Annotated in this window: 18 protein-coding genes; 10 read left to right on the top strand and 8 right to left on the bottom strand. The window is 55.2% G+C overall.

All coding sequences use genetic code 11. From position 1 onward, the window contains the following. Window positions 1-7: 7 nt before the first annotated feature. From AAGQ96_RS18215 to AAGQ96_RS18205, 3 genes are all read left to right on the top strand, one after another. On the top strand, window positions 8-1,771 hold the full coding sequence (locus AAGQ96_RS18215) for an ABC transporter permease subunit (RefSeq protein WP_342754250.1): 1,764 nt from the start codon (window positions 8-10) through the stop codon (window positions 1,769-1,771). A gap of 11 nt (window positions 1,772-1,782) precedes the next feature. Next, on the top strand, window positions 1,783-2,820 hold the full coding sequence (locus tag AAGQ96_RS18210) for an ABC transporter ATP-binding protein (RefSeq protein ID WP_342754249.1): 1,038 nt from the start codon (window positions 1,783-1,785) through the stop codon (window positions 2,818-2,820). A gap of 248 nt (window positions 2,821-3,068) precedes the next feature. Beyond that, on the top strand, window positions 3,069-4,325 hold the full coding sequence (locus tag AAGQ96_RS18205) for an NAD(P)/FAD-dependent oxidoreductase (RefSeq protein ID WP_147199864.1): 1,257 nt from the start codon (window positions 3,069-3,071) through the stop codon (window positions 4,323-4,325). Between the two features lie 97 nt (window positions 4,326-4,422). Here the strand turns inward: AAGQ96_RS18205 and AAGQ96_RS18200 are convergent, their stop codons facing one another. Then, complete coding sequence (locus AAGQ96_RS18200) at window positions 4,423-4,731, bottom strand: antibiotic biosynthesis monooxygenase (protein ID WP_342754248.1); 309 nt, start codon at window positions 4,729-4,731, stop codon at window positions 4,423-4,425. 32 nt (window positions 4,732-4,763) lie between these two features. Next, the gene (locus AAGQ96_RS18195) at window positions 4,764-5,345 is read right to left on the bottom strand and encodes an NAD(P)H-dependent oxidoreductase (protein WP_342754247.1); all 582 of its coding nucleotides are present in this window, start codon (window positions 5,343-5,345) and stop codon (window positions 4,764-4,766) included. A 202-nt stretch (window positions 5,346-5,547) separates the two neighbouring features. On the opposite strand from AAGQ96_RS18195, the gene AAGQ96_RS18190 reads away from it, so the two are divergent. The 4 genes from AAGQ96_RS18190 to ftsP all read left to right on the top strand — a co-directional run bounded on the left by AAGQ96_RS18190 (window position 5,548) and on the right by ftsP (window position 11,301). Then, window positions 5,548-6,315, top strand: coding sequence for a transporter substrate-binding domain-containing protein (locus AAGQ96_RS18190; RefSeq protein ID WP_147199861.1), 768 nt, complete (start codon window positions 5,548-5,550; stop codon window positions 6,313-6,315). 150 nt (window positions 6,316-6,465) lie between these two features. After that, window positions 6,466-8,739 (top strand): DNA topoisomerase IV subunit A, encoded by a 2,274-nt coding sequence (gene parC, locus AAGQ96_RS18185; RefSeq protein WP_147199860.1) that lies wholly within the window; start codon window positions 6,466-6,468, stop codon window positions 8,737-8,739. 242 nt (window positions 8,740-8,981) lie between these two features. After that, window positions 8,982-9,719, top strand: a complete 738-nt coding sequence (locus tag AAGQ96_RS18180) for a 1-acylglycerol-3-phosphate O-acyltransferase (protein WP_147199859.1) — start codon at window positions 8,982-8,984, stop codon at window positions 9,717-9,719. A 166-nt stretch (window positions 9,720-9,885) separates the two neighbouring features. Then, complete coding sequence (gene ftsP / locus AAGQ96_RS18175; protein ID WP_342754246.1) at window positions 9,886-11,301, top strand: cell division protein FtsP; 1,416 nt, start codon at window positions 9,886-9,888, stop codon at window positions 11,299-11,301. Window positions 11,302-11,334: 33 nt separating this feature from the next. On the opposite strand, the gene dkgA is transcribed toward ftsP, so the two are convergent. Then, complete coding sequence (dkgA, locus tag AAGQ96_RS18170; protein ID WP_147199857.1) at window positions 11,335-12,159, bottom strand: 2,5-didehydrogluconate reductase DkgA; 825 nt, start codon at window positions 12,157-12,159, stop codon at window positions 11,335-11,337. A gap of 229 nt (window positions 12,160-12,388) precedes the next feature. Between dkgA and AAGQ96_RS18165 the strand changes: the two genes are divergently transcribed. Beyond that, window positions 12,389-13,282 carry an AraC family transcriptional regulator gene (locus tag AAGQ96_RS18165; RefSeq protein ID WP_147200681.1) on the top strand — a complete coding sequence of 298 codons (894 nt, stop codon included), beginning with the start codon at window positions 12,389-12,391 and terminating at the stop codon, window positions 13,280-13,282. A 21-nt stretch (window positions 13,283-13,303) separates the two neighbouring features. Here the strand turns inward: AAGQ96_RS18165 and AAGQ96_RS18160 are convergent, their stop codons facing one another. Together AAGQ96_RS18160 and metC are read right to left on the bottom strand one after the other, a co-directional pair. After that, window positions 13,304-13,960 carry a DedA family protein gene (locus tag AAGQ96_RS18160; RefSeq protein ID WP_147199856.1) on the bottom strand — a complete coding sequence of 219 codons (657 nt, stop codon included), beginning with the start codon at window positions 13,958-13,960 and terminating at the stop codon, window positions 13,304-13,306. 108 nt (window positions 13,961-14,068) lie between these two features. Beyond that, window positions 14,069-15,262: a cystathionine beta-lyase gene (gene metC / locus AAGQ96_RS18155; RefSeq protein ID WP_147199855.1), complete on the bottom strand. Its 1,194-nt coding sequence runs from the start codon at window positions 15,260-15,262 to the stop codon at window positions 14,069-14,071. 245 nt (window positions 15,263-15,507) lie between these two features. Here metC and exbB point away from each other — a divergent pair, with 245 nt between their 5' ends. Together exbB and exbD are read left to right on the top strand one after the other, a co-directional pair. Further along, the gene (gene exbB, locus AAGQ96_RS18150; RefSeq protein WP_342754245.1) at window positions 15,508-16,242 is read left to right on the top strand and encodes a tol-pal system-associated acyl-CoA thioesterase; all 735 of its coding nucleotides are present in this window, start codon (window positions 15,508-15,510) and stop codon (window positions 16,240-16,242) included. A gap of 5 nt (window positions 16,243-16,247) precedes the next feature. Continuing rightward, on the top strand, window positions 16,248-16,670 hold the full coding sequence (gene exbD / locus AAGQ96_RS18145) for a TonB system transport protein ExbD (RefSeq protein WP_147199853.1): 423 nt from the start codon (window positions 16,248-16,250) through the stop codon (window positions 16,668-16,670). Window positions 16,671-16,714: 44 nt separating this feature from the next. On the opposite strand, the gene AAGQ96_RS18140 is transcribed toward exbD, so the two are convergent. From AAGQ96_RS18140 to AAGQ96_RS18130, 3 genes are all read right to left on the bottom strand, one after another. Further along, window positions 16,715-18,034, bottom strand: coding sequence for an MFS transporter (locus tag AAGQ96_RS18140; protein WP_147199852.1), 1,320 nt, complete (start codon window positions 18,032-18,034; stop codon window positions 16,715-16,717). Window positions 18,035-18,189: 155 nt separating this feature from the next. Beyond that, window positions 18,190-19,170: a spore coat U domain-containing protein gene (locus AAGQ96_RS18135; RefSeq protein ID WP_147199851.1), complete on the bottom strand. Its 981-nt coding sequence runs from the start codon at window positions 19,168-19,170 to the stop codon at window positions 18,190-18,192. Beyond that, window positions 19,167-21,581, bottom strand: coding sequence for a fimbria/pilus outer membrane usher protein (locus AAGQ96_RS18130; protein WP_342754244.1), 2,415 nt, complete (start codon window positions 21,579-21,581; stop codon window positions 19,167-19,169). Before AAGQ96_RS18130 ends, AAGQ96_RS18135 begins: the two co-directional genes overlap by 4 nt. Window position 21,582: the final 1 nt, after the last annotated feature.

The raw sequence follows: 21,582 nt of genomic DNA, 5'->3' as shown, positions 1-21,582 counted from the left end.
GAGTTCCTTGACCGATCTTGCAACATCTGACGAGAAAAAACGTATGCCGACAGCAACGCGACGCTGGCATCCCTTGTGGCTGACCGCGCCAGGCCTGTTATTCCTGGCCCTGTTTCTCGCCTGGCCCACTTTGAAGCTAATGCTACTGAGTTTCCAGAGCAGCGACGGCGGCTTTTCGCTGGATATCTGGCGCCAAATGTTTGGCGCGGGCATCTACGTGAAGGTGATGATTAACACCTTCGCTATTGCCCTGCAAACCACGCTCGCCTGCCTGCTGGTCGGCTATCCGGTAGCGTACTGGCTTTCGCAACGCAGTGAAAACGTCCGCCGACGGCTAATGTGGCTGATTTTACTGCCGTTCTGGACCAGCGCTTTACTGAAAAACTTCGCCTGGCTGGTGCTGCTGTCGCGGCGCGGGATCCTCTCTGAAATCCTGATGTCGATGGGAGCCGACCAGCCGCTGAATGTGCTTTACACGCGTGGTGCGGTGGTCTTTGCCATGGCACACAGCATGCTGCCGCTGGCGATTATCACCATGCTGCCGACCATGACCGGCATCGATCACGGTCTGATACGCGCCGGTCATACGCTGGGTGCGTCACGTGCGCAAAGCTTCTGGCGTATTTTCTTTCCCCTTTCCATGCCGGGCGTGGTGGCGGCCTGCCTGCTGATCTTTATCGGCTCGCTGGGCTTCTTTATCACCCCGGCGCTGCTCGGTAGCCCACAGGATTCGGTGATAGGCCAGCTGTTGATCACTCAAGTTCAGCAGCTGCTGAACTGGCGGCTGGCGGGCGCGGTGGCGATGCTGCTGCTGGTGACCACGCTGGTAGTCTGCTTCTGTTACGACAAGCTGTTTGGCATGTCGGCGATATCAGGTGGAGAAAGCCACGCCAGCGGCAAACATATCCGGCGTGTGGGCCAGGGGATCACCGCTGGGGCCGCAAAGATTTCCGACTGGCTGGGCAACATGCTGGCCGCGATCCCGGGACGTCCGCGCCTCGGCTGGCTGCTGCCGCTGTTCAGCGTATGGGTGATTCTGGTTTTGGTGTTACCAGTGGTTTCGTTCCTGCCAATGGCGTTCAGCAGCTCCAGCTTCCTGCAATTTCCCCCGCCGGGCTTTTCGTTACGCTGGATGGAAACCTATCTGGGATCGCCAATCTGGACGGGTGCCACGATCCGTTCGTTCGGCATCGCGCTGGTCACCGGCATGCTGTCGGTTGCGATTGCAGGGGCAGCAGCTTATGGGCTGGCGCGGCACCAGGGAAAATCCGGCAGTCTGGTGGTCATGACTTTCCTGTTGCCGATGATCGTTCCCAACATCGTCACCGCCGTTTCGCTGTTCTATTTGTTTGCCACTATCGGCCTGGTGGGGTCGGATCTCGGCATCATCCTTGGCCATACGGTAATGGCCATTCCGGTGGTGTTTGTCATTATCCTGACCACCTTCAAAGGGTATGACTGGCGGCTGGATCAGGCAGCGAAAACCCTTGGCGCTGACCGCTGGCGCACCCTGCGTGAAATAACCTTGCCGCTGATCAAAAGCAGCCTGGTCGCCGCCTTTATCTTCGGCTTCCTTAACTCTTTTGAAGAGCTAACGGTCGCGCTGTTTGTAGGCGGCGGCGTGAAGCAGACGCTGCCAAAACAGATGTGGGATGACGTCCTGCTGTCGGTAACGCCGACGCTGGCCGCCGCGTCAGTCATTATTCTGTCCGTCGTGACAGTGTTGTTCATTATCGCTGAACGTTCGCGCCGCAAAGCGGAAGCGCAGTAAGGAGAGAAATAATGTCATCCGTAAAGTTACAGGTGGAGCAAATTGCTAAATGCTTTGGGCCGACGAAGGTGTTACAGGATCTGGATTTAACGGTGCAGAAGGGTGAATTACTGACGCTGCTCGGCTCGTCAGGCTCGGGGAAAACCACGCTGTTGCAAATTATCAGCGGTCTTTTAGCGCCGACCTCAGGCCGCCTGCTGATTGATGGTAAAGACGAAACCTGGACGCCGGTGCACAAGCGCGATATCGGCGTAGTGTTTCAAAACTACGCGCTGTTTCCGCACCTGACGATTGAAGAAAATGTGGCTTTTCCGCTGCGTATGCGCCAGCTGCCCGCCGCTGAAATCAACCGTAAAGTCAAAGAGGCGCTGGAAATGGTAGAACTGGGCCATGCCGCGCAGCGCTTTCCACGAGCGTTATCCGGTGGGCAACAGCAGCGTGTTGCGCTGGCGCGGTGCCTCGTCTATCAGCCGGGGATCATCCTGATGGATGAGCCGCTGGGCGCACTGGATCGCCAGCTGCGCGAGACGATGCAGATAGAGATCAAACGCATTCACCGTGAATCGGGCGCGACGATCGTTTTTGTTACGCACGATCAGGAAGAAGCGCTGGCGCTCTCCGATCGGATCTGCCTGATGAACGAAGGGCGGATCGTGCAGATCGATACGCCACAGGCGATCTATCAGCGCCCTCGTTCGACCTTTGTTGCCGGATTTATTGGCCATTCCAATATCCTTCGCGGTGAGGTGCGTGCCGGTCAGCTGATCACAAAACAGGGGACTTTCGCCTTGCCGGACAAATCCGCCATGCAGGGACAGGCCTCGCTGGTCATCCGTCCTGAACATATCCGTATTCAGCAACCGGGGACGGCGGCGCTGGAAGGGGAAATTTGCGAAAGCATTTATGCCGGTTCGGAAACGCGACTTGTCGTGGCACTTGCCGAGGGAACACGATTTGTCGTGCGCAGCAGTGGCCTGTGCTGTGAAAAAATCGGCGATCGCGTATCGCTGGGATGGGATGTGCAGCAAAGTTTGCTGCTTTCTGCCTGATGCTTTAAATATCAGCCCGCTTTCTTGCCCGTGGGGACTATTTCACGCGGGAGGAAATCCCATAGATTAAATAAAAGAAGGGTATCTGGTTTAGCGCGTTATTGTAGCGTTATCCGCTGCCTCTTTATTTTATCTTCAGGGATTCGTTTTTTACTAATTTACCCGGCTGGCGTAGTTCAATAACCTTGGCGCATGTCGAAGCCCCGAATAATTAGGGGATAGTTTAGCCCTTATTTAAGGATGCAGTGATGACCGTTGAAATAACCGAAATTGATACGTTGGTAGTCGGTGCAGGGCAGGCGGGTGTCGCCATGAGCGAACATCTGACTAAAGCAGGCATCCGTCATCTGGTATTGGAAAAAAATCGCATTGCCGAAGCATGGCGTTCAGGACGTTGGGATTCGCTGGTTGCTAATGGGCCAGCCTGGCATGACCGTTTCCCCAATATGGAATTTTCCAATATTTCTGCCGATGGTTTTGTACCGAAAGAACAGGTGGCGGATTATTTCAAAGCCTATGCGGAAAAATTCTCTGCGCCCATTCGTACCGGAGTGGAAGTGAAAAGCGTGGTACGGAATGAAGGCCGTCCGGGATTCACCATCGAAACCTCGGAAGGCGTTATTCTGGCGCGACATATTGTTGCCGCGACTGGCCCGTTCCAGCGTCCGGTGATCCCGGCCATTGCGCCTGAAAATGACGGCTTACATCAGCTGCATTCTGCGCACTATTACAACCCGCAGCAGCTGCCTGAAGGCGCGGTGTTGATTGTTGGCGCTGGCTCATCAGGGGTGCAGATTGCCGATGAACTTCAGCGTGCTGGCAAAACGGTTTATCTTTCTGTCGGACCGCACGATCGCCCGCCGCGCGCCTATCGTCAGCGTGATTTTTGCTGGTGGCTGGGCGTGCTGGGCCTGTGGGATGCCTCGGCCAGCGTACCTGGAAAAGAGCACGTGACCATTGCGGTCAGCGGTGCGCGTGGCGGCCACACCGTTGATTTCCGCCAGCTGGCGCACCAGGGCGTTAACCTGGTTGGCCTGACCGAATCTTTTGCCGACGGAAAAATCACGTTCCAGCCCGATCTGGTCGATAATATTGCCAAAGGCGATGCCAACTATCTTTCGCTGCTGGATGCGGCCGATGCCTATATCGCCCGTAACGGACTGGATTTACCGCCTGAACCCACAGCCCGCCATTTCCTGCCCGATCCGGCGTGTATGATCCATCCACGCACTGAACTGGATATTAAGGCGGCGGGGATTACGACTATTATCTGGGCAACAGGTTACGTCACGGATTACAGCTGGCTTAAGGTTGATGCCTTTGACAAAAACAATAAACCTAAGCATCAGCGCGGTGTTTCCAGCGAGCCGGGTGTTTATTTCTTAGGTTTACCCTGGCTTTCACGTCGCGGCTCTACTTTTATTTGGGGCGTTTGGCACGATGCAAAATATATTGCCGATCATATTGCCACGCAGCGGAAATATAATGAATACAGACAGGGTTAATAGGTGGCACTGACTATGACACGGCAGGTTTACTGCGAATAAATGGAAAAGATGGGGTTGCTTTAACGCGGGGCGAAAAAAATCACCCCGCTAATCATTATTTCGCTGGCTCCAGGACAAAAATCTTCACGTCGACCACGTCATCTTTAATATTGGCGCGGTGATGTTCCATATGTTCTGCCTGCTGGTGCTGCTCAAGATGGCGCAACGATTCCCAGTGCTCCACCATAAAGATCGAGTCCGGCGAGTTCTGCTTCCAGGGCACCTGTGCCTGATGATCAACCAGCGCCTGATAGCTGCCGCATCCTTCTTCCTGCAAAACCACCGGCGTCAGTTTCTCAATGGCCTGTATGACGGCGGTACGACGGCCTGGTCTGACACAAATTTCGGCGAGTACGGTGAGCATGGGCATTCCTTAAAGGAGAGTAGTCTACTCAGTTAAGCAAAGATTTGGCTCAGATGCGTCTGATAGCGTGCAATATCGCGCGGAACGTCCGGCTGTTTGATCACGTCGTTACAGATAAAGGTCGGCAGTGCCTCCATTCCCAGGAACTGGTTGGCTTTATGGAAATGCAGATACAGGCCGTCAACGCCAACGCCCTCGAAGAACTGATCCGGGTCGGTGAAGGCTTCCAGCGGCGCGTTCCAGGTCAGTGACAGCATATATTTTTTACCCTGGATCAGGCCACCTGAGCCATATTTTTTACCGGCGTCTGAACGGGTACGGCCATCGCTGGCGTACAGCGCGCCGTGACCTTCGGTAAAGACTTCATCGATATATTTTTTCAGGATCCACGGTTCGCCCATCCACCAGCCCGGCATCTGATAGATCACCGTATCTGCCGCCAGATATTTCTGGATCTCATCAGCAACGTCATAGCCGTTATCAACAGTGGTTACTTCAACCTGATGGCCTGCATCACGCAGCCAGGTTGCCGCAACTTCAGTCAAAGTATGGTTCAGTTCGCCTTTAGAGTGGGCAAAGGTTTTTCCGGCATCGATAATAAAAATGTTGCTCATCGCTTAGCTCTCTTATAAATGAAATTGCGCTCAGTCTACGCGCGCGGCGGCAGGATAAAAATGTGCAATTGATCACAATACTTTTGCTCTGGGAGCAATAATAGCTGCGTTGAGATAAGGACTCTTTCATTATGGGAAAAGCTGAGATGCAAAAAAATGTCGTAGCCAGGTGTGATCATCTACCACAGTAGGAAAGAAAAAAATGCTTAAAAAAGGAATAACCGCACTGCTGCTGGTGGCGGGTTCTGCCAGTGCGCAGTCGCATCTTGATCGGGTGATGCAGAGCAAAGTACTGACCGTCTGTACGACGGGCGACTACAAACCCTACAGCTTTTTGCGGCCGGACGGGAAGTATGAAGGCATTGACGTGTCGATGGCGCAGTCGCTGGCGAAAAGCCTGGGCGCGCAGGTCAAATGGGTGCCCAGTACCTGGAAAACCCTGATGGCAGACTTCACGGGTAAACAGTGCGATATCGCGCTTGGCGGCGTCTCCGTTACGCTCAAACGTCAGCAGACCGCGTGGTTTGCCTCTTCGCTCGGTACCGATGGAAAAATCCCTTTGGTGCGCTGTGCTGATAAAACGAAATATCGCACCGTGGAGCAGATCAACAAGCCGTCAGTGCGTCTGATTGAACCGCCGGGCGGCACCAATGAGGCTTTTGCCCGGCAGTACCTGCCGCAGGCGAACCTGACGCTTTTTGACGATAACGTGACGATCTTCCAGCAGCTGGTGGATAAAAAAGCGGATGTGATGATTACCGATGCTTCAGAAGCACGTTATCAACAAAAGCACTATCCTCAGCTCTGCGCCATCCACCCCGAGCAGCCGATGCAGTATGGCGAAAAGGCCTATATGCTGCCGCGCGACGATATCAGCTGGAAAATGTATGTCGACCAGTGGCTGCATCTGAGCAATACCACCGGCGAGTATCCGCAGGTGGTTGGCGAATGGCTGGCCGTTACCCAATAAGGCCCCGTCCCTGGAGGGTTTTTTTTCCGCCAGGGGAATCTCTCCCGTCACGGTTAACTGTGACAGACGCGGCCCTGATAAGGTACTATCCTCGCCAAACGACCCCGATGTGGCGCGACACTAGCGCCATGATGTGAGGAACAAAGAGTAATGAGTGACCTGACGCAGGATGGTGCAGAGCGTCGTGCCCTGCATAAGTTTACGGAAGAGGCCTACCTCAACTATTCCATGTACGTCATCATGGATCGAGCGCTGCCCTACATTGGCGATGGCCTGAAGCCCGTTCAGCGCCGCATTGTCTATGCGATGTCGGAACTGGGGCTGAACAACAGCGCTAAATTTAAAAAATCCGCCCGTACCGTGGGTGACGTGCTCGGTAAATACCATCCGCACGGCGACAGCGCCTGCTATGAAGCGATGGTGCTGATGGCGCAGCCGTTCTCATACCGCTATCCGCTGGTAGACGGTCAGGGAAACTGGGGTGCGCCTGACGATCCGAAATCCTTCGCCGCAATGCGTTATACCGAGTCGCGCCTGTCAAAATATGCGGAACTGCTGCTGGGCGAACTGGGGCAGGGCACCGTCGACTATGTGCCGAACTTTGACGGCACAATGCAGGAGCCATCAATGCTTCCTGCACGGCTGCCTAACATCCTGCTGAACGGCACCACCGGGATCGCGGTTGGCATGGCCACGGATATTCCACCGCACAACCTGCGGGAAGTGGCGCAGGCGGCGATGAAGCTGATTGATGCGCCGCAGACCACGCTGGACGAGCTGCTGGATATCGTACAGGGGCCGGACTACCCGACAGAAGCAGAAATCATTACGCCACGCGCGGAAATCCGCAAGATCTACCAGAATGGCCGTGGCTCTGTTCGCATGCGCGCGGTGTGGAAAAAAGAAGATGGCGACGTGGTCATTACGGCGCTGCCGCACCAGGTCTCTGGTGCGCGCGTGCTGGAGCAAATCGCCACGCAGATGCGCAATAAAAAGCTGCCGATGGTGGAAGACCTGCGCGATGAATCCAACCATGAAAACCCAACGCGACTGGTCGTTGTACCCCGTTCAAACCGGGTGGACATGGAACAGGTGATGAACCATCTGTTTGCCACCACCGATTTGGAAAAAAGCTACCGCATCAACCTGAACATGATCGGGCTGGATAACCGTCCTGCGGTGAAAAACCTGCTGGAAATTATCAGCGAGTGGCTGGTTTTCCGCCGCGACACCGTCCGTCGCCGCCTGAATTTCCGTCTGGAAAAAGTGCTTAAGCGCCTGCATATCCTCGAAGGCTTGCTGGTGGCGTTTCTCAATATCGATGAAGTGATTGAAATTATCCGCAGCGAAGATGAGCCGAAGCCGGAACTGGTTTCGCGCTTTGGCATCAGCGAAACACAGGCTGAGGCCATCCTTGAGCTGAAATTACGCCATCTCGCCAAACTGGAAGAGATGAAAATTCGCGGCGAGCAGGATGAGCTGGCGAAAGAGCGCGATCGCTTACAGGGTATTCTCGCTTCCGAACGCAAAATGAATACGCTGCTGAAAAAAGAGCTTCAGGCAGACAGCGACGCGTATGGCGACGATCGCCGTTCGCCGCTGCGTGAACGCGAAGAAGCGAAAGCCATTAGCGAAAGCGAGCTGGTGCCGTCAGAGCCGGTGACGATCGTCCTCTCCCAGATGGGCTGGGTGCGCAGCGCCAAAGGACACGATATCGATCCTGGCGGATTAAGCTATAAAGCGGGCGACAGCTATCGCGCGGCAGCGCGCGGCAAGAGCAATCAGCCGGTTGCCTTTATTGATTCGACCGGACGCAGCTACACGCTCGATCCAATAACCTTGCCTTCTGCACGTGGACAAGGTGAACCGTTAACCGGTAAATTGACGCCGCCGCCGGGCGCAGTCGTCGAGCAGGTACTGATGGAAGCCGACGATCAGAAACTGCTGATGGCTTCCGACGCGGGTTATGGTTTTGTCTGCACCTTTAGCGATTTAGTCTCCCGAAACCGTGCCGGTAAAGCCCTGCTGACGCTGCCGCAGAATGCTAAAGTTATGACGCCAATGGCTATTCATCACGATGACGAAATGCTGTTGGCTATCACCGCCGCTGGAAGAATGCTGTTGTTCCCGGTGGCCGATTTGCCGCAGCTGTCAAAAGGCAAAGGCAACAAGATTATCTCCATTCCTTCTGCCGAAGCGGCATCCGGTGAAGATAAGCTGGCCTGGCTGCTGCTGCTGTCGCCGCAAACGTCAGTCACGCTGCACGTGGGTAAACGCAAGCTAACGCTACGGCCGGAAGAGTTGCAGAAGTTCCGTGCTGAACGTGGACGTCGCGGTACCCTGTTACCGCGTGGTTTGCAGCGTATTGATCGGGTTGAAGTCGACGGGCCTGTACGGCCTCAGGCCACCGACAGCGAAGCGTAAAGCACAGGGGTTGTTGACGCGGGGGCGTTGCCCATGCTTTGAGCGCGTCATCAGTTTTACAGCGGGTTAGCGGCACAAAAGTGGCGCTAACCCGATGAAATGCAGTTTAACAGGCTTATTCAGGATATACTTCTGTCGCTGCCTGTCTGGCAGGGCGCAGCGCGCCAATGGATTTATAACGGCTTAATGTTGCCGTGAGCATGAATCCCTAAACCCAACCTGCAAGGAATAATGAGGGTAAGATGCTGTCAATTTTACGTATCGTCGTGGTGATAATTTATTCGATACTGGTGTGTGTGTTCGGCTGCATTTATTGTCTGTTCAGCCCGCGTAATCCCCGCCACGTTGCCACCTTTGGCCACCTGTTTGGCCGTCTGTCACCGCTGTTCGGTTTGAAAGTCGAATTGCGTAAACCGGAAGGTGCAGAGAACTACCCTAACGCGATTTACATTGCGAACCATCAGAACAACTACGATATGATCACGGCGGCAAAATGCGTGCAGCCGACGACCGTGACCGTAGGGAAAAAAAACCTGCTGTGGATCCCTTTCTTTGGCCTGCTGTACTGGCTTACCGGTAATTTGCTTATCGATCGCGATAACCGGACAAAAGCACACGGCACGATTAACCAGTTGATCGATCAGTTTAAAAAGAAAAAAATCTCTTTCTGGATGTTCCCGGAAGGGACGCGCAGCCGTGGTCGTGGTTTGCTGCCTTTTAAAACCGGCGCCTTTCACGCGGCAATGGCGGCAGGTGTGCCGATCATTCCTATCGTGGTCAGCAACACGCATGACAAGATCAAACTCAATCGTCTGAAAAATGGTTTGGTGATTGTCGAAATGCTGCCACCGGTTGATACGCAAGCTTTTGCCGATCTGTCCGTACGCAAGCTGGCGACCCACTGCCGCGAACTGATGTCAGCTAAACTTGATGAGCTGAATGCAGAAGTTGCTGCCCGGGAAGCCTCCGGGAAATTGTAGTTCCGGCTTGCTATTCGCAGGCGGAAAAGGCAGTGATAATTGCGGTTTTTAGCCGGTTTCCGTAAAAAAGCGGCCTGACTTCAGTCAGCCACACAGCACTTATCAGAACCATAATAAATGGATAGCAGCCTGTCTTGCAGGCTGACTTTTCGGTTACGGAGTTTGTATGTCCTTCAGTCGACGTCAGTTTATTCAGGCATCGGGCATTGCGCTGTGCGCCAGCGCATTGCCCGCCAGCGTCCGTGCCGCCGGGCTGGACAATGCGTTACCGGTGCCGCCGCTGATCGAATCCCGGCGCGGACAGCCTATTTTCCTGACGCTGCAACGTAGCCACTGGTCATTTACCGGCGGCAGTAAAGCGCAGGTTTGGGGCTTTAACGGCCTCTACCTGGGACCGACCGTCCGGGTTTGGAACGGTGATGACGTTAAGCTGATTTACAGCAACCGGCTAAACGAGTCAGTGGCCATGACGGTTAGCGGCCTGCAAGTACCGGGCGCGCTGGCAGGTGGCGCTGCAAGAATGATGTCGCCTGGCGTTGACTGGTCTCCGGTGATGCCGATCCGTCAGGCAGCGGCAACCTGCTGGTATCATGCCAATACGCCAAACCACATGGCACCGCACGTCTACAACGGCCTGGCAGGGATGTGGCTGGTTGAAGATGAGGTGAGCAAAAGCCTGCCGCTGCCGAATCATTACGGCGTTGATGATTTCCCGTTGATTATTCAGGATAAACGGCTCGACAACTTTGGCTCACCGGTTTACGACTCGCCTTCAGACGGCGGCTTTATTGGCGACACGCTGCTGGTCAACGGCGTACAAAATCCGTTTGTTGAAGTCTCACGCGGCTGGGTTCGCCTGCGTTTGCTCAATGCCTCTAACTCGCGCTGCTATCAGCTGCAAATGAGCGACAGCCGGCCGTTTAACGTTATCGCCAGCGATCAGGGCTTTCTGCCTGCACCCGTTGCCGTTCAGCGGCTGTCGCTGGCGCCGGGCGAGCGCCGTGAAATTCTCGTGGATATGAGCCAGGGGGATGAAGTCTCGATTACCGCGGGCGAGGCCGCAGGCATGGTTGAGCGTCTGCGCGGCTTGTTCGAACCGTCCAGCATTCTGACCTCGACACGGGTACTGACGCTGCGGCCTACCGGCCTGCTGCCGCTGGTAACGGATAATTTGCCGATGCGTTTGCTGGCCGATCAGCTCATTGAAGGCAGCGTCAGCCGTACGCGTGAATTCCGGCTTGGTGATTCGCAGCCGGGTATCAACGGGGTGCTATGGGATTTGGCGCGCATTGACGTGCAGGCACAGCAGGGCAGTTATGAGCGCTGGATTGTGCATGCCGATCTGCCGCAGGCGTTTCATATTCAGGGCGTGATGTTCCTGATTAAAAACGTTAATGGCGCTCAGCCGATGGCGGAAGATCGCGGCTGGAAAGATACGGTCTGGGTGGATGGCAGCGTTGAGCTGTTTGTTTCCTTTACTCAGGCGACCAGCGAGCATTTCCCGTTTGTCTATTACAGCCAGACGCTGGAGATGGCCGATCGCGGTTCCGTGGGTCAGTTGCAGGTTCAGCCCGCACTCTAATCAACAAGCCCCGACCTCGGCCGGGGCTTTCCTTTAGTTCAGTTCATCCGGGTTTGGTCCCAGACGGTTGCCCTGATCCAGCTTGGTGATTTCACTGATTTCTGGTTTTTCCAGACGGAAATCAAAGACCTCAAAGTTTTCCGCGATGCGCGATGGCGTAACGGATTTCGGGATCACCACCAGGCCGCTGTCCAGATGCCAGCGGATCACGATTTGTGCCGGCGTCTTGCCATATTTTTTCGCCAGCTCTTTAATGATCGGCCGATCGAAAACGCCTTTACCGCCCTGTGCCAGCGGACTCCATGATTCGGTTTGGATCTGGTGCATCGCGTTCCAGGCATGCAGGGTGCGCTGTTGCAACATCGGGTGCAGCTCTATCTGATTGATGACCGGGCGAACACCGGTTTCATCCAGCAGGCGTTTCAGATGCGTTTCCTGGAAATTACAGACGCCGATGCTTTTTGTCAGCCCCTGCTGTTGCAGCTCGATCATCGCTTTCCAGGCCTCGACATAGTTATCTTTCGCCGGACACGGCCAGTGCATCAGGTAGAGATCAACCTGTTCAAGCTGAAGCTTTTTCAGGCTGGTCTGTAACGCTTCCTCCGCATTGAGCTGATCGTCATTCCACAATTTTGTGGTCACAAAAATATCGTCTCGCGCGACAGAGCTTTCCTGCAAAGCCTGACCAATACCTTCCTCATTTTTATAGATAGCGGCAGTGTCAATGGAGCGATAGCCAACGTCCAGTGCTTTCAGCGCGGCCTGGCGTGCTTCGTCGATGCTGGCCTGCCAGACGCCCAGGCCAAGCTGGGGCATCATATTGCCATCATGAAGTTTAATAATCGGTTGATCTGCCATGTTATCTCCTTTGCAGCGATTGAACCGGCGACTCTGTGCCGGTGAGTGACTCTAAGTCTAGTTGAGATTAGGGCGGAGTTTGCTGAATACCTTTTCATAGTGGCAAGCCGGTGACATACGCTCAATGCCCGTTCCTGTCATATTCTTGCCTGTTTCTCCAGGATGCTGGAGGATTGGTAGCGGATTGGGCATGATGAAACCGGGAAAATTTCGAGGAAAAGAAATGACAGTGGATCGCAATACGCTTTGCGCCCGGCTCGCCAGCCAGGTGGTGGAACTGGTAACGTCCGGCGCCTCTGCTCAGGCGTTACTGCCCGATATCCGGCTGATTTACGCTAACCAGCCCAGCGGCCGGACGCCGGTGCTTTACGCTTCCGGCATCGTGATTCTGTTCCAGGGCCGTAAAACCGGCTATCTCGGCAGCCATATTTTTCATTATGACGCCACGGAATATCTGATGCTAACCGTGCCGTTGGCAGTTGAGTGCGAAACCTTCGCGACGGAACAGGCGCCGCTGGCGGGCATACTGCTCAATGTGGATCCGGTGAAGTTGCAGGATTTGCTGATTGATATTGGTGATGACGACAGCTTTCAGCCACAGCCGCAGACGCGAGGGATCCACTCTTCGCCGCTGACCGAAGCGATGCTTTGTGCCGCGGAACGTTTGCTGGATGCGCTAAAAAACCCCCGTGATGCCCGGGTACTCGGCCCGCAAATCGTCCGTGAGATCCTTTATCACGTTCTGCTCGGTCCCTGCGGCGGCGCGCTGATGGCGCTGGTGAGTCGCCATACGCAGTTCAGCCAGATTGCCCGTGCACTGCGGCGCATTGAGCGTCACTACACCGACAATCTGAGCGTGGATCTGCTGGCGGCAGAAGTGAATATGAGCGTGTCGGCTTTCCATCATAACTTTAAGGCGGTCACCAGCACCTCGCCGCTACAGTATCTGAAAAGCTACCGGCTGCATCAGGCGAGAATGCTGATGCTGCACGAAGGATTAAAAGCCAGCGCGGCAGCCATGCGGGTTGGCTACGAAAGCGCTTCGCAGTTCTCCAGGGAGTTCAAACGTTATTTCGGCGTGACGCCGGGTGAGGAGATAACCCGCATGCGGCAGGGCGTATAAGCAGGCCGGCTGGCGGCCTGTTTAAGCCCGTTTTTTACGTTTAAGCACCAGCGTAATGCTGCCAACCAGTCCCGCGCAGAGCAGGACCAGCGGTAAAAGCATCAGAATGGTCATCACCTGATCCTCATGGCGCTTGATAAACGGCACCTGGCTAATTGCATAGCCCAGCGAAACCAGAATACCGACCCACAGCAGGCCGCTCAGCCAGTTAAAAAACTGAAAGCGGCCATTTTTCAGGCCGGAAATCCCCGCCATCGTCGGCAGTAACGTGCGGACAAAGGCCAGAAAACGGCCCGCCAGCAACGCCAGCAGCCCATGGCGGTGAAACAGATTCCAGGCTCGCTGATGATATTGCGCCGGCAGATGCATCAGCCAGCTTTTCACCACGCGCGTATTCCCCAGCCAGCGGCCCTGTAAGTAACTCATCCAGCAGCCCAGACTGGCAGCCAGGGTCAGGATCAGAACCGTAGGGATAAACCCCATCACCCCTTTGGCTATCATCGCGCCCGCCAGCAGCAGCAGGCTGTCGCCAGGCAGAAAAGCTGCCGGAAGCAAGCCATTTTCCAGCAGCAGGGTGATAAACATAATGCCGTAAATAATCCAGATAACATCCGGATTTGCCAGTGCGGCAAAATCCTGATGCCAGAGCGCCTGAACGATGTCGTGAAGGACTGCCATTTTAAATCCTGTTTAGCGCATGAAGAGGATTATTGTACTGGTAAACCGCATGCGGCATCGTTGATTCGGGCCGCATTAATCCGTGTATTGCACGTTTGTTTAACTTTATTACCGACAATTTTCCAGTCTGGCAAAGCCTGCGGCCAGATCGGCAATCAGATCGTCGACGTTTTCCAGGCCAATATGCAAACGCACCAGCGTTCCGCTAAAGTTCGGGCCGCCAGCAGGACGGATCGCAGCCAGTTCTTCCGGCTGGTTTGCCAGAATCAGCGACTCATAGCCGCCCCACGAATAGGCCATGCTGAAATGCTCAAAGCGATCCAGATATTCCGCCAGCTGAGCGTCGCTTAAGCGGGCCTTCAGGATGAACGAGAACAGGCCGCTGCTGCCGGTAAAATCGCGTTTCCAGAACGCATGACCTTTGCACTGCGGCAGTGCCGGGTGGTTGACCTGAGCCACTTCCGGACGCTCCGCCAGCCAGTGGGCAACGCGGATGCTGCTCTCTTCATGCTGACGCAGCCGCACGGCCAACGTACGCAATCCACGGCTGGCCATATAGGCGGTATCGGCGTCGACCATTTGGCCCATCAGATAGGAGTTCTCACGCAGCTGCGCCCAGCAACGTTCGTTAGCCACGGCGGTGCCGATCATCGCATCAGAGTGGCCAATCAGGTATTTAGTGCCGGCCTGGATCGAAATATCAATACCGAAATCCAGCGCGCGGAACAGAATGCCTGCCGCCCAGGTATTATCAATCATAATAATCGCTTCCGGCGCTTTACGGCGCACGGCGGCAACGATTGCTGGAATATCCTGCACCTCCATGGTGATGGAAGCAGGCGACTCCAGAAATACCACTTTGGTTTCCGGCACAATCAGGTCAGCGATCCCGGCACCGATGCAGTGATCAAACCAGGTGGTGGAAACATTCATCTTGCTAAGGATTTTAGTGCAAAAATCCTGAGTCGGTTCGTAAACAGAACCGGCCATCAGCACATTGTCACCCGCAGAAACAAAGGCCAGAATCGCGTTTGCTACCGCCGCTGCGCCGCACGGGTAAAGCACACAGCCAGCGCCGCCTTCCAGTTCCGTCATCGCCTCCTGCAATGAGAAATGGGTCAGAGTACCGCGACGTCCATAAAACAGCTCGCCTTCGGCACGACCCGCCGTAGCACGCTTTTTATCTGCCACGCTGTCAAAAACCAGTGAAGAAGCGCGCTGGATAACACTGTTCACGGAACCCTGGGTGTAACGTTTGCTGCGTCCGGCGGCAATCAGCGCCGTTTCAATGTGTTTAGTCATCGGTATGCTCTGTAAAATCTCAGGTATGCCTTAACGTTAACACGGCAGGCGACAAGGCGAAATTACGCATCTTCCTGAGTGACAAAGTTTCAGTTAAAGCCGCAGGCCGTGGCGAAAAAGCGTGTGATTGTGTAAAAAGTGGCCGCGAAAGGTAAATAGTAATGATAACCACTATCAATTCGGCTTCATTTTGGTATGATCCGCACTGGTTTTTTGCTATCCGTAACTGACGTTGGAGAGACAGCGTGACGAATGATTTGATGCAGACGGATCTTTCCGTCTGGGGCATGTACCTGCATGCAGACATCGTAGTGAAAGTGGTGATGATCGGTCTGCTGCTGGCTTCGGTGGTAACCTGGGCGCTGTTTTTCAGCAAAAGCGCAGAGCTAAGCTCGGCGAAACGCCGCCTGAAGCGTGAACAACAGGCCATCGCCACTGCCCGTTCTCTGCCTGAAGCGGCAAAAACCTGCGCAGATTTCAAAGCCAACAGCCTGACGTTGCAGCTGCTGAAAGAAGCAGAAAACGAACTGGAACTCTCCGAACGTTCGGAAGACAATGACGGCATCAAAGAGCGTACCGCGTTCCGTCTTGAGCGCCGTGTGGCTTTCTTTAGCCGTCATGCAGGTCGCGGTAACGGTTTCCTGGCCACAATCGGGGCGATCGCACCCTTTGTTGGCCTGTTCGGCACCGTCTGGGGCATTATGAACAGCTTTATCGGCATTGCTCAGACGCAAACCACCAACCTTGCCGTTGTGGCTCCCGGCATTGCCGAAGCGCTGCTGGCAACCGCAATTGGTCTGGTTGCTGCGATCCCAGCGGTCGTTATTTATAACGTTTTCGCTCGCATGATTGCTAACTACAAAGCCACGCTGGGTGATGTTGCGGCACAAATCCTGCTGCTGCAAAGCCGCGATCTGGATCTGGCTGCCAGCAGCGACGCACAGCGTCCGCACTCAGCGCAGAAACTGCGGGTAGGGTAAGCACCATGGCAATGCGATTGAATGAGGATCTCGACAGCAACGGCGAAATGCATGAAATCAACGTCACGCCGTTTATCGACGTCATGCTGGTGTTGCTGATTATCTTTATGGTCGCCGCGCCGCTGGCTACCGTTGACGTTCGCGTTAACCTGCCTGCCTCAACCAGCGCGCCTCAGCCGCGTCCGGAGAAACCGGTTTATCTTTCTATTAAGGCAGATAAGCAGCTGTTCATCGGCAACAACGCGGTAACCAGCGAGACGCTGCTGGATGCGCTTAACAGCCAGACCGAAGGCAAAAAGGACACCACCATATTCTTCCAGGCAGATAAGTCGGTTGATTATGAAACGCTGATGGGCGTGATGGATAAACTGCGTCAGGCTGGCTATTTGAAGATTGGCCTGATGGGAATGGAAACCGTCTCGAAGTAAATCACAATGCGAAAAAAGGGCCGACAACGTGTCGGCCTTTTTTATTACATCTGCACCACCGGTGCGCCGGACTGCTTCGCCTGATACTGGCGAATAAGTCGCTTGATAATCATCGTGCCAATCAGGCCGCATACCGCGGCGATCGTCAGCCAGACGCCGGGCATCGCCTTATCGCCCGTCGAGTGGATAAGATAGCTGCAAACGGCTGGCGTGAAGCCGCCAAACAGCGCGGTCGCCAGACTGTAGGCTAGCGAAAAGCCGGTCGCCCTGACTTCTGCCGGCATCACTTCAGCCAGATAAACCACCATCGCGCCGTTATAGCTGGCGTACAAAAATGAGAGCCACAGCTCAGCTTCCAGCAGATGCGAGAAGGTCGGCGAACCCACCAGCCAGTGCAGTACCGGCCAGGCAGTCGCGATCATCAGCAGCGTAAAGAGGATGAGCAGGGGACGGCGACCATAACGGTCGGACACCGCACCCATAATGGGCAGCCAAATCAGATTCGACAGGCCAACGCATAAGGTGACGAAAAAGCTCTGCTTATCGCTCATCATCAATACCGTCTTGCCAAAGGTCGGCGTAAAAGCGGTGATCATGTAAAACATCACGGTAGTGGTGACAACCATCAGCATGCCTGCCAGCACCAGCGCCCAGTTACTCGCCACTGAGCGGACAATCTGACGCATTGACGGGTGAGTCTTACGCTGGCTGAACGCTTCCGTCTCCTCCAGCATTCTCCGTACCCAGAACAGGAACGGCACAATCAGGCAGCCGATAAAAAACGGAATACGCCAGCCCCAGTCCGTTACCTGCTCTTTCGCCAGCAGATGGTTAAGCCCCAGGCCAAGCAGCGCCGCAAAGATCACCGCGACCTGCTGGCTACCGGACTGCCAGCTGACAAAAAAGCCTTTGCGGTTTTTGGGCGCGATTTCAGAAAGGTAAACAGAGACGCCACCCAGCTCAACACCCGCCGAGAAGCCTTGCAGCAGACGGCCGAGCAGGATCAGGATCGGCGCGGCGGCACCCAGCGTGTTATAGCCCGGAACAACAGCAATGGTGAGCGTTCCCATCGCCATCAGACCCAGCGTTAGCAACAGGCCTTTACGGCGGCCATGATGATCGATGTAGGAACCGAGAATAATAGCGCCCAGCGGGCGCATCAGAAAACCGGCACCGAAGGTCATGAGGGTAAGCATTAACGACGCGAATGGGTCGTCTCCGGGAAAAAACGTTTTAGCGATGGCCGTCGCGTAATAGCCAAACACCATAAAGTCGTACATTTCCAGAAAGTTGCCGCTGGTCACATTGAATATAGTTCGGGCGCTGCCCTGCGGTTTTTTCGGATGAGAAGATAAAGCTGACATACAGTTTCCTTGCAGTTTTCTTCTCTTTTAACGTGCCGCGGCAGATTTTAATGTGACGGGCCTCACCCTTGATGAGGCTGATAATCATCGCTTTAGTAACAAAAAATTAACAGGGTGATGCCGTGGTAACCCGTCTCTGCCGCTACGCGGCTGCGCTAAAAAGAGAGATCAACCACCACGCTGTCGCTGTAGCTCCCGGCAACCGGTGTCGCCTGCGTGGTCAAAACCCGGGCCGTATAGTTAAAGGTTCGGGTCAGGCCATCGGTGGTAATGCTGTTCGCCGAACTACTGGCAACCCGTTCCGTTCCCGCCGATCCCCAGCGCGTCGTGCCGCCGCTTTTATAAATCTCATAGGCCAGTCGGTTGCTGCCGCTGGCCATGTAACGCTGTGAGCTGACCGCATTGCTGCCGTCACTCAGCCCAACCGTGTAGGTGCTTCCTTTGGTGCAGATGACGTTAATCGACTGGGTGACCGCATTGAAGCTGCTGACCAATGGTGCGCTACCAAAGCTGATATTGGGTGCAGTAATAGTGGTGCAGTCGTTAGAAATAACCATCGTTGTCGTGATGGGCACGGTGCCTGAACCGGTATTTTGGCTGCCTGCCAGGCAGAGACCCAGCGCCCCGATGCCGGTACAAATGTTATAGGAGACCAGAATATTCAGCGTCACCGTATAGGTTCCGGCAGCAACCACCTGGCCGGTCAGCGTACGTAAATAGAGTGGGATAGCGAAGTTTTGACCGCCGCCTGCCCCTAACAGGTTGAGCAACTGTGCCTGACTGTAGTTAACGGTGGTGCCGCCAATCAGCATTTCACTGGTGCAGGCTGAATCACTGCATACCCGCACAGGGATCGCATCCGTGCCGGTGCTCGCCGTTTTCAGCGCGCCGCGCGTGCCGCTGGTAAAAGATGCACTGGCGAGCTGAAACCTGATGTAGTCGCTGGAAAGCAGTGACAATACGCTGCCTGAACCACAGTTTACGTTAACCGTCGCGGTAGTATTACTGGCCGTAGTGTTGACCGTAAACGAGCTGACTGAGCCAAAGGCGGCGGTAGAAGAGGGCAGCGAGCAGGCCGCCCATGATGATAAAGAGCAGCTCATTAACAGAAGAAAGAGGCTAAGCAACTTTTTCATGGTGATGTTCCAGGCAGAGGAGGAAGCGCGCAGGTCAGCGGGCCATAGGTTTCCAGTGATTTCGGACGTCCGCCAGGCACGTGCAGTACCGCTTCGCACTGGCGGCCATCGGGCGTAACGGCACGGAAAGAATTCTCTGCGCTGAGGTTTTCCATCCATGCAATGCCGTCCCAGCCAACGTATTCGGAGTCCTGCCCCTGGCGGATAATCTGCGTGGAAACGGGCAGCGGCTGACCATTAAGATCGTGCAGGATCACGCTGGCGGCCCGTAAAGGCTCAATCGGGAAGTGCAGCAGGTAGCCGCTGTCGCGTTTAACGGCGAAACGTTGTTCTACGTGAGGCGTGGTCATATCAGCAGGTAAATTCAGCGTATCGATATCGTATTTCGCGGGATAGTAAGAGCTGATGCCCGGCACCAGCAGATAACCTTTGTCATCGGTTTTACCCATCAGCTGATTCTCATAACGAACATTGATATCCGGATAGTCGGTTTTTACCAGCACAAAGGCGTCGTTCACCTGATTCGCCGCAAAGAAACTGCCGTCCATCACCACCAGAGAGCCGGTGATATCACCCCATTCGGTACTGTAGTCGCCATCGCCATAGAAGCCAGCCGAGGTTTCGATTTTCTGATTGCGCCAGCTCAGGCTACCCTGGCGGTAGGCGCTGTTGCTGCTCTGATTAGCCCAGGAGGCGTCGTAAGCAAAGCCGCCATCCGTTGGCATCGCGCGGGAAAGCGTCACGCGTTGCGCAGACCCGCCCTGGGCATCGCGTTCCACACTGAGGCTGGCATTGGTGCGCTCGCCAAAGGGGATCACCAGAGAGATCGCGCCTGACCATTCGCCTTCCTGCCGATCGCGGCTGGCAGAAACGTACAGGCTGCTGTTGCCCCACAGGTTTTTACTCCATGACAGGTTCCATAGCTGGGTGCGGTCGCCGGTGCCGGCGGTAATATCAATAAACGCCGCACCGATGCTGCCATACTGGTTCAGCGACAGGCTGGCGCTGTACTGCGAGCTGCGGCGGCTAAGGGAGTAATCCGTATTGGTAGTGGCGCTGGTACGGTCGCCATACAGCGCCAGATTGCCAAAGCCCGCGGAACGGATGATATGCTGCATTCCCAGGCTAAAGCGGCTGTTATTGTACTGATACCCCCAGCTGTACTGATTGCCATGCTCGCCAGCCAGCTGGCTTTGAGTCAGTGCCGCATTAACCACGCCAAGTGAGCCAATTCTCACCTGGCCGCCCGCGCCGCCCAGCGCAAGCGTATCGGCACCTTCAGCATGGCTCTCCAGCGTCAGCCAGTCGGTCAGGCCATAGCGGTAAGAGCCGCTGACGGCAGCAGATCCATAATCAAAATTCTTCAGTCCGTAATTTTGCCGCAGCGCCCCGGCGGAAAAAGAGAAATCAGAAAGTCCGGGCTTGAGTAAATTGCTGGAGACATAAAACGGCAGCGTGGTAGTGACCCGTCGTCCCACGGCATCGGTCGTCACCACCACCGCATCGCCAGCCCCGTTGACAAAGGGCATATTGGTCAGCGTCCAGGGGCCGGGCTGGACGCTGTTGGTGCTGTTCTTATAGCCATTCACAAAGAGATCAACCGTTGACGGCACCGCTGCCTGGCCAGAGAACGAGGGCAGGGGATAGGTAATCAAATCCGGGCGAACGGAAAAGTCTCTGGCAATCTGAATACCGCCCAGCCGGACGCTGTTACTCCAACTTAGGGAGTCGGTGATCAAATCCCCTACCCGCCAGCTTAGCGAGCGGTTTTCACTCTGATTTCCCCACCAGGTGTCATAACGCAAATAGCCCTGATCCTGCGCGCCGGGCTGGCCGGAAAGCTGCTCCTGCCAGACGCCGTTAGTGGAAAACTGCCCCAAATTGCCAAAAAGGCGGAATTCATTAAAGGCCGAAATGCGGCTGCCGCTGGCGGAAGTGTGGCTGGTATAAAGATCGTAGTTAAACAGTGCGCCCGTTGAGGTTCTGCCGGGATAGCGCGGCCCACTCTGTTCAGTGCTGTTGAGTTTTTGCTGCGGCAGCCAGGCGGGCGGCACGGTCAGCAGGATGCGCTGGCGAGTCCGATCGTATTCCGCTTTCACCTCTGGCATCACCGACACATCCATGATCGACGACGTGATTTGAGGGGAGGGAATGCCAGCCCGCTGCAAATCAGCGGCGCGTAAAAGATAGTGATTATCCCGGAATTCAACCGGCACAATCTGGCCGGTATCCTGCTGATTGACGATCAGCCCCAGCATGTACTGCTGATTTTGCGTACCCGGCGTGTTTTGCTGTGGCGGCGGTGGCAAAGAGGAATAGGTTTCCGCGCGGCCGGTTACAGAAAACAGGCAGCTTATCAGGCTCAGGGCCAGGGAGCAGCGTCCCGGGGACGCAAAGCATCGCCTGCTCATT

It is taken from the genome of Pantoea sp. MBD-2R (genome assembly GCF_039134845.1).
Lineage (GTDB): Bacteria > Pseudomonadota > Gammaproteobacteria > Enterobacterales > Enterobacteriaceae > Erwinia.
The sequence above is the reverse complement of the archived record's forward strand: the minus strand, read 5'-3'. Positions and strand labels throughout refer to the sequence as shown.

Bases quoted from the DNA above. Each gene is read 5' to 3' on its own strand.
- AAGQ96_RS18210 (WP_342754249.1), top strand. From the start codon at position 1,783: ATGTCATCCGTAAAGTTACAGGTGGAGCAAATTGCTAAATGCTTTGGG.
- AAGQ96_RS18205 (WP_147199864.1), top strand. From the start codon at position 3,069: ATGACCGTTGAAATAACCGAAATTGATACGTTGGTAGTCGGTGCAGGG.
- AAGQ96_RS18200 (WP_342754248.1), bottom strand. From the start codon at position 4,731: ATGCTCACCGTACTCGCCGAAATTTGTGTCAGACCAGGCCGTCGTACC.
- AAGQ96_RS18195 (WP_342754247.1), bottom strand. From the start codon at position 5,345: ATGAGCAACATTTTTATTATCGATGCCGGAAAAACCTTTGCCCACTCT.
- AAGQ96_RS18190 (WP_147199861.1), top strand. From the start codon at position 5,548: ATGCTTAAAAAAGGAATAACCGCACTGCTGCTGGTGGCGGGTTCTGCC.
- parC (WP_147199860.1), top strand. From the start codon at position 6,466: ATGAGTGACCTGACGCAGGATGGTGCAGAGCGTCGTGCCCTGCATAAG.
- AAGQ96_RS18180 (WP_147199859.1), top strand. From the start codon at position 8,982: ATGCTGTCAATTTTACGTATCGTCGTGGTGATAATTTATTCGATACTG.
- ftsP (WP_342754246.1), top strand. From the start codon at position 9,886: ATGTCCTTCAGTCGACGTCAGTTTATTCAGGCATCGGGCATTGCGCTG.
- dkgA (WP_147199857.1), bottom strand. From the start codon at position 12,159: ATGGCAGATCAACCGATTATTAAACTTCATGATGGCAATATGATGCCC.
- AAGQ96_RS18160 (WP_147199856.1), bottom strand. From the start codon at position 13,960: ATGGCAGTCCTTCACGACATCGTTCAGGCGCTCTGGCATCAGGATTTT.
- metC (WP_147199855.1), bottom strand. From the start codon at position 15,262: ATGACTAAACACATTGAAACGGCGCTGATTGCCGCCGGACGCAGCAAA.
- exbD (WP_147199853.1), top strand. From the start codon at position 16,248: ATGGCAATGCGATTGAATGAGGATCTCGACAGCAACGGCGAAATGCAT.
- AAGQ96_RS18140 (WP_147199852.1), bottom strand. From the start codon at position 18,034: ATGTCAGCTTTATCTTCTCATCCGAAAAAACCGCAGGGCAGCGCCCGA.
- AAGQ96_RS18135 (WP_147199851.1), bottom strand. From the start codon at position 19,170: ATGAAAAAGTTGCTTAGCCTCTTTCTTCTGTTAATGAGCTGCTCTTTA.
- AAGQ96_RS18130 (WP_342754244.1), bottom strand. From the start codon at position 21,581: ATGAGCAGGCGATGCTTTGCGTCCCCGGGACGCTGCTCCCTGGCCCTG.